We start from the raw sequence: 13,087 nt of genomic DNA, 5'->3' as shown, positions 1-13,087 counted from the left end.
CGCCTTGTACAACAGGGACACGATCATCCGGGCATGCTCCCAGCCGACGAACCGTCACCGCTGCCACCTGCGACGACGACTTTTCGAGCGGCACAGGCTACTGGTACCACCAGCGCACCCAGGACCCGCACCCCGCCGCACGCGACCCCGAGTTCCAGAACCGGCTCCTGCACGCCCTTAAGGAGCGCACGGGGGTTCGGCTCAACTGACCGCCGACCGGGAGTCAGCGCCCCTTTCCGGGTGAGGTGATGCCCAGGCCGGCGCTGTGCATGGCCTGATACAGCGCGGCATCCTCCGGAGGATCTGGCAGCGGGCCACGGGCGGGCGTCTCGAATGACTGGATCATCCACGCAACCAGACGGCGCCAGGCTCCAGGGAGCCCTGGTACGCCTCGGCGCGGCACGCCTCCAGGGCCTCGGCTCCGGGCAGGCTCATCGTGGGGACATCGGCGAAGCCTCGGCCGGCGGCCTGCATCGCGTAGACCGTCTCGATGTAGCCGGTGAAGCCACTCCACTGCTCGCGGTTGGCCAGCGCCTCGGCGGTGGCTCACACAGAGGCGCCACAGGCGACGCGACCTACCTCGGTCGCTGGCGCGGCCCACATGGTGATATCCCACGCTTGCCTGCCCCATCCGGTCGGCTGAGAACGCGAGGAAATGCCACGTTCGTGAGACTGAGCGGCTGTGCCATCGACCTGAGACAGCGCTCCGAGCCCAGCAGGCCGTCCGCTCTCGGGGACGGGGGCGGCCGCATGAACGGGCCCATCGACCTCCGCACGGCCGTTTTGCTGCTCGCCGGCTCAGGTGCGACATACGCCGCCTTCCTGCACCCCGCCTTCGGGACTGCCCTCCTGGTCGAGGTTGCCGTTGTCACCCTGCTCCACGTCCTTCTGGGGCGGCGCTGATCAGGGTGGCTGGCACTGTTACCGGCATACGCCAGGACGGGACTGCTGCAGGGTTGGGTGACACCTGGCCGGGGGGTTGCTCCCGCCCGGCCGGCAGTTGTCCGACTTCCGGGCCGAGGTATCAGCCCTTGAGCTTCTCCGGGTCGATGACCTCGCCGGGCGGCGGGGGCGTGACCGTCACAGGCTCGTTGAACGCCGTGAAATCAAAGGAACCGGGTTCCTTGCCGCCCACGGCTGCCAACCTGAGCGCGTAGGGCTGCCCCTTGGCGGATACGAGGAGCGTCTGCGTCGCAGCGCCGTCCTTCCCCGTGAGCGTCACGGCGGGCGTGCCGTTGACCTCGGTGTCCGCTCCCCGGGTGAGGTGGCTTTCCTTCTCGTCCTTCTCGAACATCGTGCCGATGTCGCAGAAGGGGAACTTGTCGTCCGCCTTCGCATCCCCCGCCGGCATCTTGACCCAGCGTCCCTTGAGCATCTCGGTGAGGGCGTCCGTCTCCTTGGACGACGAGTGCTCCTCGCTGCCCGTCTGCTGCCAGAACTTCTCATCGCCCTTCATGAAGGTGTCGCCGCCGACCTGACGGATTTCGGCGGACGCACCCCCGGTGGTGAAGGTTCCGTGGCAGTTGCCCTTCGCGGCCACGGCGAAATCGAAGGTCATGTGCTCGCCGTCGATGGTCATACCGCCCTTGACCTTGAACGAGTCCAGCTTCGTCATGGCCACCCGGGCCTTCTCGGAGATCTGAGCCGGAGTCAGTCCCTTGAACGGGTCCACCGGCTTCGGGGGCGACGGCGTGGCGGAGACAGAGTCCCCTGCCCCCTTGGCGTCCGCCTTCTTGCCGTCTCCGCATGCGGTGAGTGTCAGTGCCGCCGTCACGCACAGGACTGCCGTAGCCAGGAGAGTGCGATTGCCCATTTTATTTCCCCTTTAACAAGACCGTTCGATGATCGGACTAGAGGGCAAAGCAAAGGGATGCGACGACCGCCACGTGATCTCCCTCACACGATGTCGCGCAGCCGCTGGGCGAGGACGGCCAGGTGACCGAACCTGTCGCCCACACCTGCAGCAGACCCTCCCGATCATGTCTGGGCTTCACCTGTGGTGCACCGCACGGCCACAGGTAACGGCTGTCCCTTCTGCGCTGGCCGACAGGCGCGAGTCACCAACCGTGTGTCCCTGTATCCCGACGTCGCTGCCCAGTTCGTGGCGCAGCAACTGCGGATGGGTGGTGAGCGTCTGGACGGCGAGCTGGGCCAGCTGCGGTCCGTCGCCGGGCGGGTAGGTGGTGCGGTTGCCGCTGACCAGCCAGGCATCCGTGTCGGGATGGACGGGCACGATGCGGCCGGCCACGAACATCCCTGCGCTCAGTTTGCCAAGGGCACGCCATCCCGGGTCGGAGTAGACCGGGTAGAGGAGGTCATCGAGCAGGTTGTGCAGGACGACGGCATCCCCTTGAAAGCTCTGTACTTCGAAGACTGCCTCCACCACGTCGCACCAGCCGAGCAGCATCGCCCGCTCGTCCTCGCTCAGCGGCGGCCGCCGCTGGGCCGTAAACCGCCCCAGAACGCTCGAGCCGTCCGCCAGCCGGTGCTGCAGCACGAAGTGGTCGATGGTTTCGATGACCATCGCCTCGTCCAGGAAGCCGAGCCGGTCTGCTGCCTCCTCGAGCCGGGCCTCCAATCGCCGGGCGCAGCACGGACTGTGCGCGAAGGCCACCAGCTCGCTCTTGAGGTCCCCGCTGCGTGCCACCAGCCGGGCGACCTGGGGCAGCACCGTGGGGGGAACCGCTGTGTTCCACTGCTGCTTCTTCCTGCCTGTCCTTGCTGTGTGGTGCGTTGTCGCGAGCCGCTGCCCCGGGGACAGCGCGGGCTGGAGCGGCGCCCGCCCAACTTGGGGAGAGAGGGGCGGGCGCCCTACCGCCCGGGACTGTCCTTCGGCACGCCGGGCGGGGTCTGTGGGTGCTACATGGAGGCCCGCAGTCCCTCCAGGACACGCGGAAGCAGCGTCATGTCCAGCGCGTTGGCCTCGGCGGCGGCCGCTGCTCGGCGTGCCAATCCATCAGTGGTTCGCGCCACGCTGCCTGGCCCGCATGACTTCGGTGCGTATATCCGCTAGCGCCAGATCGGTTTCCGTGCGGAGCCGGACGAGGTCGGCGAGTGTCAGGCGCAGGGTGCGGATGGTGATCGTGCCCTCGGTGCGGCGGGGTTCGGCTAGTTCCACGCATCGCTTCGGATCGGCGGCGCCCGCCAGTTCGACTTCGGGTAGCAGACGCAAGGTCAGCATGCCGGGACCGTCAGCTCTGCCCAAACGGTTTTGCCCCAGCGCATTTGGTCGTAGCCCCAGCGGTGTGACAGCGCGTCGATCAGTACGAGGCCGCGCCCAGTCTCATCGCCGCCGGCGATCGGACCCATCGTCGGCAGGGCGTGGGATTTGTCGGTGACGCCGATCCGTACGAGATCACCCGTGACGCGCCGGACGGACACCCGGATCAGACGGCACGGGGTGTGGCGCACTGCGTTGCCCACCAGCTCGGAGACGATCAGCGTGCCAACCTCGGCCATCTCGCCTATGCCCCAGGTGTTCAGTGCGGCCGACACGAGTCGCCGGGCACGTCGGGCCGTCTCAGGCTCGCAGGGAAGGGTCTCGCTGTAACCGGCCGGTCCGACTGTGGTGGGTCTGGTCATGACGCTCACAGGGTCGTCTCCTCGGGGCTGGGACGTCCCGCCCGCAACGGGGGATACGGGCGGGACTCTCCTCACTGCCGCCGAGGGGAGCCTGGTCTGCCCGGCGACGCCAACGACCGTACGGAGAGCCGGAGTTTTGCCTCAACGAAATTGCGGGGAATTGCGCAACGTCATCCGAGGGAGTCGATCGCCGCGCTGATCAAAGCGCGGGCGGCGTTGCCGTGGACGGCCATCTTCGTCAGTTCCGCGAACGCCTTGCGGTAGTCCGCAAGCTCACGCGGTTGCACCACGTTGACCTCGGCTGTGAGGGTTTCCACGACGCTGCGGGTGCCGTCATGGAGGTAAAACGCCTCCAGCGGCCACATGGTCCGCTGCGCGGTGAAGGGGATGACGCCCAGGGAGACGGCAGGCAGCGGCATCACGGTCAGCAGATGCCTGAGCTGTCCGGCCATCGTCTCGGCGTCGCCCACGCGGTAGCGCAGGACGCACTCCTCCATGAGCACGATGAACCGGTGTCCGCCTTCGTACAGGAACCGGCTCCGGGCGACGCGGGCGGCGACCGCCTCCGAGACGTCGTTGGGGGTGCCCTGGAAGCCGGTGATGGCCTCCATCAGAGCCGTGGCGTACGCGGGGGTCTGGAAGAAGCCGGGCACCACATTGGAGACGTAGGCGCGCGTGACGGCGGTCTGCGCGTAGAGGTCGTAGAAGTCCTCCTGGGTCTTGCGCATGCCCATCCGGTGGCTCCTGCGCCACTCCACGTACATCGAGTCGACGGCGCGGGCCGTGGCGATCAGGTCGTCGGCCTGGTCGGCGGCGTCGCAAGCAGTGCACCAGGCGCGGATGTCCACGTCGGTGGGCTGAACCTCGGCCTTTTGGATGCGGGTGGTTTTCGCAGGGTGCCAGCCGCACCGGGCGGAGAGTTCCTTCCCGGTGAGGCCGGCGTCCCTGCGCAGGTGCGTCAGGCGCAGAGCGAGCGCTTCACGGGCTGCCTGAGCGCTGGACGAAGGGGACGCGGGCATGTGGGCAGAGCGGGGTCAGACGGTGTACTTCTCGTGGTCGACGGCACGCTCCCACACGGCCTCGAACGCATCCGAGCACAGCTTGATCACGGCAGGGTCATCGCTGAATTCCTTGGGTGGTGCCGCCCAATCACCTTCGCCGGTAAAGATGTTGAACTGCACCAGGCGGTCGTCGAACAGCCAGAAGTCGGCTCCAGGCAGGGCGATGTCTACGGCCCGCCGACGGGGCAGCCAGCGCACCAGTTCACCCGCCTCGACGTTCAGCGAGGTGGCGGCGTGCTCCCAACGGATGTACTCCGTCACGGGCTCGGAAACGATCCTGGCCCGACGCATCACCACTCCACGGCCAACGGCCTCCCGCACCATGCCCAGCCATTCGGGCCACCACCGCGCCGTCGGATCGAGATCGACGTGACCGGTGCGCTTGAACTCCTCGAACTCCTCCGCCTCGTCACCGACGCCGTACGCGTCGCGCATCTCCAAATGCACCGCGCTGCGCCGCGTACCGGCCAGCAGCTCAGCGAAGCTCGGCACGCCGCTCTGCGACATCGCACGCCTCCCTCAGAATCGGCACCATGCGAGCCGGAAGGCGGATCACCGTCTCGTGCGCAGGGATCCCCACCACGTGACCCGCGACCCACTCCGTACCGCCGACCAGCGCCTCCAGCGCTTCCTCAGCCTTGACGCCCTGGAGGACCAGGTCAGCCGTCTCCTCTTCCACCCACACCGTCGGCGACCCCTCGCCCCCGGTGTTCGGGTCGATCCCGATGAACTGTAAGTCCACGATGCCCTCCCGGATCAAGTCGGTTGCGCGTTCTTGCGTGCGACGCTCCCCAAGGACACGTGGAGCGTCAAGAGGGCATGGTGGGTTCGGGTCGACGTTGGCTTGAAACGGCTCGGTCGGCCAGGTCGTCAACACGGTGCCGGTCTCCTCGTCGGTGAGGGTGACCCGCGGCGCCGGCGTGCCGCTGTACTCGCCGATCCAGCGGCTGAACTTGCTGCGCGCGGTCTCCTCGCGACCCCACCAGCTGTGCGGGCTGGCCCGCGGAGGTGAGGAGCAGGTGGTAGCGGCCGGGCTCATCCATGAAGCTCATCGTGCCAGCCGCCCAGTGCAGGTCGGCGAGGATCCCTTCGATCGTGGTCGGCCCCGTCCACCGCGGCATCGTCGCCAGCGAATCATCCCGGCACAGGTCCACCCAGCGCGGGCCGGCATCGGGGAAGATGATCACGCGGGAGGTTCGGCAGTCCTCCTCCTTGCCGCAGGCCGAACACGGCCTCTCCAGGTGCAGGGCGTATCGGGCCCTCGTCTGCGCGCGGGATGGGTCGGCCGGCGCGGGATCCAAGCGGGCCGGATTCACAGCGTGGCAGGCCAGCAGGTCGTCGACCGTCATGCGTTCGATGTCCACCCGGCCCCTTTGCCCGTCGCGCTGCTAGGACACACTAGCCACTAGAGTCGAACACGTGAACGAGGTATATCCACTGACTCATCTCGACATGCTGCATTTCGTCCGCCGCGTCGTTGAGTAGCAGGCCACCCGGGAGCTGGCCCTCATCGACCGGTGGATTGCGGACGAGGAGCAGCGGGAGGCAGGGCATCAAGCCGCCGCGGCGCGGAAGGCCCGGGCGGCGGACTGGCTGATCCAGTACGGCCTCAACAAGACCAACGTGGACGCCGTGCACATCGGTGACTGCTGGGCAGCGACGCAGAGCGGGCGGTGCCGGGCTGTGACCCGGGAACAGGAACATCGACCAGGCCGCCGCGCGGCACGCGGTCACCGAAGGCGTCCGGGCCTGCCCGCACTGCGAACCCGACGCCAATCTCGGACGCGTCGCGGGATGACGCGGCAAGTGCCCTGCCGCACGGCTGGGGAGCCTGTCGCCAAGCTGGTTGCTCAAACCCCGCCCGTCGGCGGTTCCATCCCACAGTCCTACGCCGGGCAGAGCTGCGCCAGCTGACACGCTGCCACATGGGCGGCATGGCTTCGAGTGGAACGACTGCCTGCACCGTGCCCTCGGGCTACTCCAGGGACAGTGAGCCTAGTAATTCATCGGTCGATAGAGCTTATCCCCCAGTCGCTCCGGCGGTCTGAAGGTCGTGGTGGATCGGTGTCCGGGAGCCGGTCAGCGGTACGCCGGTGCCGCCCCGTCTGGCGGCGACGATCTCCGCCGCGATCGACAGGGCGGTCTCCTCGGGCGTACGGGCGCCGAGGTCGAGGCCGATCGGAGAGCGCAGTTTGGCCAGCTCCCGCGCGCTCACGCCTTCGGCCCGCAGACGCCGGTTGCGGTCCTCGTGGGTGCGGCGCGAGCCCATCGCGCCGACGAACGCCACCGGCATGCCGAGGGCCAGCTTGAGCAGGGGCACGTCGAACTTCGCGTCGTGGGTGAGGACGCACAGGACCGTGCGGGCGTCGGTCCCGGTGCGCCGCAGGTAGCGGTGCGGCCAGTCCACGACGACCTCGTCGGCGTCGGGGAAGCGGGCCCGGGTGGCGAAGACCGGTCGGGCGTCGCACACGCTCACGTGGTAGCCGAGGAACTTGCCGACCCACGCCAGCGCCGAGGCGAAGTCCACCGCACCGAAGATGATCATGCGCGGTGGCGGCACGTTCGACTCGACCAGCAGGGTGAGGCCACCGGGGCAGTGCGAGCCGTCCGCCGAGATCTCCACCGTGCCGGTGCGGCCCGCCTCCAGCAGGGCGCGGGCCTCGGCCGCCGCCGTACGGTCCAGCTCCGGGTGGCTACCGAGCACGCCCTCGCGTGTGCCGTCGTGCTGCACCAGCAGGGCCCGGCCCAGGAGTTCGGCCGGGCCGCGGGCGACCCGGGCCAGGGCCGCCGGCCGGCCCTGGGCGGCGGCCGCCACGGCAGCCGCGATGACCGCCCGGGCGGGCGCGTGGCCGGACACCGGCGTGACCAGCACCTCGATCGTGCCGCCGCAGGTCAGTCCGACGGCGAAGGCGTCCTCGTCGCTGTAGCCGAACCGCTCGAGCACGCTCTCCCCGGTGCGCAGCGCCTGCGAGCACAGGTCGTACACCGCGCCCTCGACGCAGCCGCCGGAGACCGAGCCGATGACGGTGCCCGCCCCGTCCACGGCGAGGGCGGCGCCGGGACCGCGCGGTGCGCTGCCGCCGACGGCCACTACGGTGGCGACGGCGAACTCCCGGCCCTCCTCGATCCACCGGTCCAGTTCCTCGGCCAGGTCAAGCATCAAGCGCTCCTGCTGCCGCGGTCAGGACCCGGTCCGGTCGGATGGGCAGGGCGCGGTGGCGCACGCCGGTGGCGTGCCAGACCGCGTTGGCGATGGCGGCCGCGGCGCCCACGATGCCGACCTCGCCGATGCCCTTGATGCCGACCGGGTCGTTCGGGTCGGTGTCGTCGATCCAGTCGGCCTCGACGTGCGGGACGTCGGCGTGGGTGGCCACGTGGTAGCCGGCGAGATCGGCGCCGACGTGACCGCCCGAGGCACGGTCCCGTACGGCCTCCTCGTGCAGCGCCATGGAGATGCCCCAGATCATGCCGCCCACGAGCTGGCTGCGCGCGGTGAGCGGGTTGACGATCCGGCCCGCCGCGAAGATCCCGAGCATGCGCCGCACGCGCACCTCGCCGGTGGTGACGTCCACGGCGACCTCGGCGAACTGGGCTCCGAAGGAGTGGCGCTCGGCGGGCGCGAGCGAGCCGATGGCCTCGGTGGTGTCCGACCGCACCGTGATGCCCTCCGGGGGGATGTCGACGCCCAGGCCCAGCCTGTCGCGCAGTTCCTCGGCCGCGGCCGCGACCGCCCAGGACCAGGAGCGGGTGCCCATGGAACCGCCGGCGATCATCGCCGGTCCGAAGTCGCTGTCACCGATGCGGACGCAGACCCTCTCCGGGGGCACGCCCAGGGCGTCGGCGGCGACCAGGGTGAGCGCGGTACGGGCGCCGGTGCCGATGTCGGCCGCGGCGATCCGCACGGTGAAGCCGCCGTCCGGGTGCGCGGTCACGGTCGCCGTGGAGGGCGCCGCGCCCGCGGGGAAGGACGCCGCTGCGGTGCCGGTGCCGAGCAGCCAGCGGCCGTCCCGGCGCAGGCCGGGGCGCGGGTCCCGGTCCGCCCAGCCGAACCTGCGGGCGCCCTCCCGGAAGCAGGCGGCCACGTTGCGGCCGGCGAACGGCAGGCCGGACACCGGCCCCCGCTCCGGGTCGTTGCGCAGCCGCAGCTCGACCGGGTCGATGCCGCCCTTCTCCGCGAGTTCGTCGAGCGCCGCCTCCAGCGCGAAGGAGCCCGGCGCCTCACCCGGGGCCCGCATGAACGTCGGGGTGGGCACGTCGAGCCGGACCACACGGTTGGCGGTGTGGTGGGCGTCGGCGTCGTACATCACCCGTGCCACCCCGGCGCTCGGCTCGACGAACTCGTGCACGGTGGAGGTGAGGCTGAGGGAGCTGTGCTCCAGCGCGCACAGCCGACCCTCGGCGTCGGCGCCGAGCCTGACCCGCTGGATGGTGGGACTGCGGTAGCCGGCCAGCGAGAACATCTGACGGCGGGTCAGGACGACTCGCACGGGGCGCTGCAGGACGGTCGCGGCCATGACGGCGGCCACCTGGTGGGCCCGTACGCCCTTGCTGCCGAACCCGCCGCCGACGTGCTCGGAGCGCACCCGCACCGACGCCGGGTCGAGCGAGAAGAGGTTCGCGAGTTCGCCGATGACCCAGGTGGCACCCTGGTTGGAGTCGACCACCTCGAGCCGGCCGCCGTCCCAGTGGGCGGTCGCCGCATGCGGCTCCATCGGGTTGTGGTGCTCTTCGGGGGTGCGGTACTCGGCGGCCACGACGACGGCCGACGCGGCCAGTTCGGCGTCCAGGTCGCCCTTCTGCGTCACCGCCGGCATGTGCCCGTCCACCGGGTAGGCGCCCGGGTGGCCCGCGGTGAAGCCGATGTCGTGGGGCTCCTGTTCGTACGTCACCACGAGCTTCTCGGCGGCCTCCCTGGCCTGCTCGGACGTCTCGGCCACGACCAGCGCCACCGGCCAGCCCAGATGCGGCACCCCGTCATGCTGGAAGACGGCACAGGTCGGGTCCGGCTTCATGCCCAGCAGACCGGTGTAGTCGGTGTTCACGCGCAGGGCGTTGCGGTGGTCCAGGACGGCGAGGATGCCCGGCATGGCTAGGACGGGGTCGCTGTCGATGGCGCGGATGCGGCCACGGGCGACCGTGGAGAGCACCAGCCAGCCGTGAGCGAGGTCGGCGAAGGGGATCTCTCCGGCGTAGCGGGCCGCGCCGGTGACCTTGTCCCTGCCCTCCACGCGGGTGTGGGCGGTGCCGACGGACGGCGCCTGCGCGTGTGTCGCGGTGGTGACGGTGGTCATCGGGCGGCCTCCTGTGCGAGTCGGGTGAGCTCGGCCACGACGAGGTTGCGCATGAGGGTCACCTTGTATCCGTTGTGGGGCAGTGGCCGTGCCGCCGCCAGTTCGGCGTCCGCCGCGGCGGCGTAGGTCTCGGCGTCGGCCGGTGCGCCGATCAGGACGCGTTCGGCGGCGAGGGCCCGCCAGGGCCGGGAGGCGACGGCGCCGAAGGCCAGGCGCGCGTCGCGTACGACGCCGTCCCGCACGTCGAGCGCGGCCGCGAGCGAGCCGATGGCGAACGCGTACGAGGCGCGCTCGCGCACCTTGCGGTAGCGGGAGTTGGCAGCGACCGGGACGGGCGGCAGGACGACGCCGGTGATCAGGGCGCCCGGCGGCAGGGCGGTCTCGCGGTGCGGGGTGTCGCCGACGGGCAGGTAGAAGTCCGCCAGGGGCGCCTCGCCCGACCCGTCGGCGGTCTCGAAGTGGACGACCGCGTCGAAGGCGACGAGCGCGACGGCCATGTCGGAGGGGTGTACGGCGACGCAGTTCTCCGACGCGCCCAGGATCGCGTGGTTGCGGTGCTCGCCCTCGACGGCGGGGCAACCGCTGCCCGGGACACGCTTGTTGCAGGGCCTGGTGACGTCGGTGAAGTAGCCGCAGCGGGTGCGCTGGAGCAGGTTCCCGCCGACCGTGGCCATGTTGCGCAGCTGTCCGGAGGCGCCGGCCAGCACCGCCTGGGCCAGCGCCGGGTAGCGGCGGCGGACCTCAGGGTGCGCGGCCAGGTCGCCGTTGGTGGCAGTGGCGCCGATGCGCAGGCCGCCCTCCGGCGTCGTCTCGATCTGATCCAGCGGGAGTTCGCGGATGTCGACGAGCCGGGCAGGGCGTTCGACGCCGGCCTTCATGAGGTCGACGAGGTTGGTGCCGCCGCCAAGGAAGCGGGTGTCCGGATCGGCGCCGAGCAGCGCGACGGCGCCGACGACGTCGGACGCCCGCCGATAGTCGAACTCCCTCATGCCACGGCCTCCTTCGGCTCCGTCCCGAGGCCCGCGCGCCCCGCGTCCGGCTGCGCCTCGGCCGCCTGGGCCACGGCCTCGACGATCGAGACGTAGGCGCTGCACCGGCACAGATTGCCGCTCATGCGCTCGCGGATCTCTTCGGCGGTCAGCGGCGGTGGTCCGGCCTCGGGCCGGATGTCGTCGGTGACGGCGCTGGGCCAGCCCGCCGCGTGCTCCTGGATCATCCCGATCGCCGAGCAGATCTGTCCCGGAGTGCAGTAGCCGCACTGGAAACCGTCCAGGTCGAGGAACGCCTGCTGCACGGGATGCAGCTGATCGCCCTCGGCGACGCCTTCGATGGTGGTGATCTCCCGGCCCTCGGCCGCCACGGCCAGTTGCAGGCAGGACACGGCCCGGCGGCCGTCCAGCAGGACCGTGCAGGCGCCGCACTGTCCCTGGTCACAGCCCTTTTTTGAGCCGGTCAGCGCGAGGCGCTCGCGCAGTGCGTCGAGCAGGGTGGTGCGGTGGTCGACGGGCAGTGTGTACTTCTCGCCGTTGATGTTCAGGGTGATGACACTGGACGTCGATGAGGCCATGAGCAGCTTCTTTCGCATTTCCAGGGCAGATGGGGCGTTTCAGCAACCGGGGTACCGGGCGGGTGCGCAGGGTGTGTGATGCGGCACTGTGCCGCAGAGGTGGAAGCGGCGATGCGTGGTGCTGGAACCGAAGGGGACCGCGGACTGCCACAGGGACGCGTCCGCAGCTATCGTGGACGACAACCGGACAGCTGTCCGCTAACTGGAAAACGTAACGGACAGCTGTCCGCTTAGCAAGGGCGAGGTTCGGCCACGAACCCTCAGGGAGGACGAGTGCCGCAGATGAACGACGCACCCCGGCGCTCGGACGCCCAGCGCAACCGCGAACGCATCCTGGAGGTGGCACTCGCCGAGTTGTCCCACTGCGCGGACACGCCGCTGAGCGCGATCGCCAAGAAGGCCGGCGTCGGCCAGGGCACCTTCTACCGCAACTTCCCCAACCGCGAGGCACTCGTCCTGGAGATCTACCGGCACGAGATGCAGCAGGTCGCCGACAGTGCCGCCCACCTGCTCCGGACCCGGCCGCCCGCGCAGGCCCTGCGCGCCTGGATGGACCGGCTTTCGGAGTTCGCGATGACCAAGGCCGGCCTGGCCGACGCGATCCGGCAGGTCACCAGCGCGCCAGGCAGTCCGGCGAAGCCGGCCCCCACGCCGGTGATCGACGCGGCGAACCTGCTGCTCCGCGCCAACGAGCAAGCCGGCACCGTCCGTTCCGGCGTCACCGGGGACGATTTCCTCCTCGCTATCGCGGGCCTGTGGCAGCTCGACCCTCGCGACGACTGGCGGCCCCGCGCCACCAGGCTCCTCGACCTCGTCATGGACGGCCTGCGCACGGGAGCGCCCGGCCGGTGAGCACCGCACCGCCGACCACCTACGGGCGCGAGTGCCAAGAACGTCGCCCCTGCTCACGTCGTCGTCGCTCGCCGCCAGGGTGGCACCGTCGCCAGGCTCCACAAACCGTCGAGGTGTCTGTTCCAGGTGGCGACAGCGGCCCTGGTGCCGTCTGCCTCCCTCGCGGACCAGACAATCAGGTCGGTTCGGTAGCCCCTGGGGTCGTAGTACTCAGGGCCCGAGCTGTGCTGGATCGAGCGGGCGGCCACATCGTACAGACCGTGCAGCATCAACTCCCGGTTGAAAATACAGACCTTGTCCCTCGGTATCCCGGGATAGAGGCGGAACTCGCTCTCCACCGTCACCCGTCCCAACCCGTTGAGCCGCTCCGCGAGCCCGGACATCGACCGGTCGTACGCCTGGCACCTCAGTTCCTGGACTCGCCGGACTGCGGGGTCGTCGAGCGGCTCACCGTTCGGGCCCACCCTGGACGGGACAGTCATGGGCTGCCCGAAATCCGGAACAAGCACTCTGATGCAGACACGCCTGGTCCGTCCGGGATCATCGAGAAGCTCCTCCAAGCGGCCGTGAAGCGCGCCGAAGATCGTCTCCCCGGTGTAGCCGAGAAAGGTGATCTCCACCGTCCGGGCCCGGAAGGCGTCGTTCACCGGGTTCCTCCGAGGATGCCCCGGCCTTCAGGCCGGGGAGGAATCGGACTCCTGCGGAGCAGGGCAGGGATAGCCGGATCGCCGTCA

17 protein-coding genes and 1 pseudogene are annotated in these 13,087 nt (G+C 70.2%); 4 read left to right on the top strand and 14 right to left on the bottom strand.

The window, feature by feature from the left end; all coding sequences use genetic code 11:
- Positions 1 to 209: pseudogene (locus ACIBJF_RS48365) on the top strand (hypothetical protein); the annotation flags it as partial.
- Positions 210 to 342: 133 nt separating this feature from the next.
- On the opposite strand, the gene ACIBJF_RS48360 reads toward ACIBJF_RS48365, so the two are convergent.
- On the bottom strand, positions 343 to 474 hold the full coding sequence (locus ACIBJF_RS48360) for a hypothetical protein (RefSeq protein ID WP_399184241.1): 132 nt from the start codon (positions 472 to 474) through the stop codon (positions 343 to 345).
- 276 nt (positions 475 to 750) lie between these two features.
- Here ACIBJF_RS48360 and ACIBJF_RS48355 point away from each other — a divergent pair, with 276 nt between their 5' ends.
- Complete coding sequence (locus ACIBJF_RS48355; RefSeq protein ID WP_399184239.1) at positions 751 to 903, top strand: hypothetical protein; 153 nt, start codon at positions 751 to 753, stop codon at positions 901 to 903.
- Between the two features lie 121 nt (positions 904 to 1,024).
- On the opposite strand, the gene ACIBJF_RS48350 is transcribed toward ACIBJF_RS48355, so the two are convergent.
- The 8 genes from ACIBJF_RS48350 to ACIBJF_RS48315 all read right to left on the bottom strand — a co-directional run bounded on the left by ACIBJF_RS48350 (position 1,025) and on the right by ACIBJF_RS48315 (position 6,007).
- Entirely contained in the window at positions 1,025 to 1,813 is a 789-nt protein-coding gene (locus ACIBJF_RS48350) for a hypothetical protein (protein WP_399184238.1), read from the bottom strand.
- Positions 1,814 to 1,990: 177 nt separating this feature from the next.
- Entirely contained in the window at positions 1,991 to 2,671 is a 681-nt protein-coding gene (locus tag ACIBJF_RS48345) for a hypothetical protein (RefSeq protein ID WP_399184236.1), read from the bottom strand.
- A gap of 285 nt (positions 2,672 to 2,956) precedes the next feature.
- A complete protein-coding gene (locus ACIBJF_RS48340) occupies positions 2,957 to 3,181 on the bottom strand; it encodes a hypothetical protein (protein ID WP_399184234.1) in 225 nt (74 codons plus the stop codon).
- Complete coding sequence (locus tag ACIBJF_RS48335) at positions 3,175 to 3,582, bottom strand: ATP-binding protein (protein WP_399184243.1); 408 nt, start codon at positions 3,580 to 3,582, stop codon at positions 3,175 to 3,177. Before ACIBJF_RS48335 ends, ACIBJF_RS48340 begins: the two co-directional genes overlap by 7 nt.
- 170 nt (positions 3,583 to 3,752) lie before the next feature.
- The gene (locus tag ACIBJF_RS48330) at positions 3,753 to 4,601 is read right to left on the bottom strand and encodes a DUF5753 domain-containing protein (protein WP_399184232.1); all 849 of its coding nucleotides are present in this window, start codon (positions 4,599 to 4,601) and stop codon (positions 3,753 to 3,755) included.
- Positions 4,602 to 4,616: 15 nt separating this feature from the next.
- Positions 4,617 to 5,150 carry a DUF6879 family protein gene (locus ACIBJF_RS48325; protein ID WP_399184230.1) on the bottom strand — a complete coding sequence of 178 codons (534 nt, stop codon included), beginning with the start codon at positions 5,148 to 5,150 and terminating at the stop codon, positions 4,617 to 4,619.
- A complete protein-coding gene (locus tag ACIBJF_RS48320; protein ID WP_399184228.1) occupies positions 5,119 to 5,385 on the bottom strand; it encodes a hypothetical protein in 267 nt (88 codons plus the stop codon). Before ACIBJF_RS48320 ends, ACIBJF_RS48325 begins: the two co-directional genes overlap by 32 nt.
- Before the next feature lie 67 nt (positions 5,386 to 5,452).
- Entirely contained in the window at positions 5,453 to 6,007 is a 555-nt protein-coding gene (locus tag ACIBJF_RS48315; protein ID WP_399184226.1) for a hypothetical protein, read from the bottom strand.
- Between the two features lie 338 nt (positions 6,008 to 6,345).
- On the opposite strand from ACIBJF_RS48315, the gene ACIBJF_RS48310 reads away from it, so the two are divergent.
- Positions 6,346 to 6,441: a DUF6233 domain-containing protein gene (locus ACIBJF_RS48310; protein ID WP_399184242.1), complete on the top strand. Its 96-nt coding sequence runs from the start codon at positions 6,346 to 6,348 to the stop codon at positions 6,439 to 6,441.
- Between the two features lie 222 nt (positions 6,442 to 6,663).
- On the opposite strand, the gene ACIBJF_RS48305 is transcribed toward ACIBJF_RS48310, so the two are convergent.
- Genes ACIBJF_RS48305 through ACIBJF_RS48290 form a run of 4 tightly spaced genes read right to left on the bottom strand, consistent with a single transcriptional unit; the run spans position 6,664 to position 11,501 of the window.
- Positions 6,664 to 7,803, bottom strand: a complete 1,140-nt coding sequence (locus ACIBJF_RS48305) for an XdhC family protein (protein WP_399184224.1) — start codon at positions 7,801 to 7,803, stop codon at positions 6,664 to 6,666.
- Positions 7,796 to 9,934: a xanthine dehydrogenase family protein molybdopterin-binding subunit gene (locus ACIBJF_RS48300; protein ID WP_399184222.1), complete on the bottom strand. Its 2,139-nt coding sequence runs from the start codon at positions 9,932 to 9,934 to the stop codon at positions 7,796 to 7,798. Before ACIBJF_RS48300 ends, ACIBJF_RS48305 begins: the two co-directional genes overlap by 8 nt.
- Positions 9,931 to 10,923, bottom strand: coding sequence for an FAD binding domain-containing protein (locus tag ACIBJF_RS48295; RefSeq protein ID WP_399184220.1), 993 nt, complete (start codon positions 10,921 to 10,923; stop codon positions 9,931 to 9,933). The genes ACIBJF_RS48300 and ACIBJF_RS48295 overlap by 4 nt, the downstream gene beginning before the upstream one ends.
- Entirely contained in the window at positions 10,920 to 11,501 is a 582-nt protein-coding gene (locus ACIBJF_RS48290; RefSeq protein WP_399184218.1) for a (2Fe-2S)-binding protein, read from the bottom strand. The genes ACIBJF_RS48295 and ACIBJF_RS48290 overlap by 4 nt, the downstream gene beginning before the upstream one ends.
- A 282-nt stretch (positions 11,502 to 11,783) precedes the next feature.
- Here ACIBJF_RS48290 and ACIBJF_RS48285 point away from each other — a divergent pair, with 282 nt between their 5' ends.
- Positions 11,784 to 12,353 carry a TetR/AcrR family transcriptional regulator gene (locus tag ACIBJF_RS48285; RefSeq protein ID WP_399184216.1) on the top strand — a complete coding sequence of 190 codons (570 nt, stop codon included), beginning with the start codon at positions 11,784 to 11,786 and terminating at the stop codon, positions 12,351 to 12,353.
- A gap of 53 nt (positions 12,354 to 12,406) precedes the next feature.
- Here the strand turns inward: ACIBJF_RS48285 and ACIBJF_RS48280 are convergent, their stop codons facing one another.
- A complete protein-coding gene (locus tag ACIBJF_RS48280; RefSeq protein WP_399184214.1) occupies positions 12,407 to 13,000 on the bottom strand; it encodes a hypothetical protein in 594 nt (197 codons plus the stop codon).
- Positions 13,001 to 13,087: the final 87 nt, after the last annotated feature.

Origin of the sequence: Streptomyces sp. NPDC050743, from assembly GCF_044456925.1 — a bacterium.
In the GTDB taxonomy this organism is placed as follows: Bacteria; Actinomycetota; Actinomycetes; order Streptomycetales; family Streptomycetaceae; genus Streptomyces.
The sequence above is the reverse complement of the archived record's forward strand: the minus strand, read 5'-3'. Positions and strand labels throughout refer to the sequence as shown.

Excerpts from the sequence above, each read along its gene's own strand:
- ACIBJF_RS48360 (WP_399184241.1), bottom strand. The coding sequence starts at position 474 with ATGCAGGCCGCCGGCCGAGGCTTCGCCGATGTCCCCACGATGAGCCTG.
- ACIBJF_RS48355 (WP_399184239.1), top strand. The coding sequence starts at position 751 with ATGAACGGGCCCATCGACCTCCGCACGGCCGTTTTGCTGCTCGCCGGC.
- ACIBJF_RS48350 (WP_399184238.1), bottom strand. The coding sequence starts at position 1,813 with ATGGGCAATCGCACTCTCCTGGCTACGGCAGTCCTGTGCGTGACGGCG.
- ACIBJF_RS48340 (WP_399184234.1), bottom strand. The coding sequence starts at position 3,181 with ATGCTGACCTTGCGTCTGCTACCCGAAGTCGAACTGGCGGGCGCCGCC.
- ACIBJF_RS48335 (WP_399184243.1), bottom strand. The coding sequence starts at position 3,582 with ATGACCAGACCCACCACAGTCGGACCGGCCGGTTACAGCGAGACCCTT.
- ACIBJF_RS48330 (WP_399184232.1), bottom strand. The coding sequence starts at position 4,601 with ATGCCCGCGTCCCCTTCGTCCAGCGCTCAGGCAGCCCGTGAAGCGCTC.
- ACIBJF_RS48325 (WP_399184230.1), bottom strand. The coding sequence starts at position 5,150 with ATGTCGCAGAGCGGCGTGCCGAGCTTCGCTGAGCTGCTGGCCGGTACG.
- ACIBJF_RS48305 (WP_399184224.1), bottom strand. The coding sequence starts at position 7,803 with ATGCTTGACCTGGCCGAGGAACTGGACCGGTGGATCGAGGAGGGCCGG.
- ACIBJF_RS48300 (WP_399184222.1), bottom strand. The coding sequence starts at position 9,934 with ATGACCACCGTCACCACCGCGACACACGCGCAGGCGCCGTCCGTCGGC.
- ACIBJF_RS48295 (WP_399184220.1), bottom strand. The coding sequence starts at position 10,923 with ATGAGGGAGTTCGACTATCGGCGGGCGTCCGACGTCGTCGGCGCCGTC.
- ACIBJF_RS48290 (WP_399184218.1), bottom strand. The coding sequence starts at position 11,501 with ATGGCCTCATCGACGTCCAGTGTCATCACCCTGAACATCAACGGCGAG.
- ACIBJF_RS48285 (WP_399184216.1), top strand. The coding sequence starts at position 11,784 with ATGAACGACGCACCCCGGCGCTCGGACGCCCAGCGCAACCGCGAACGC.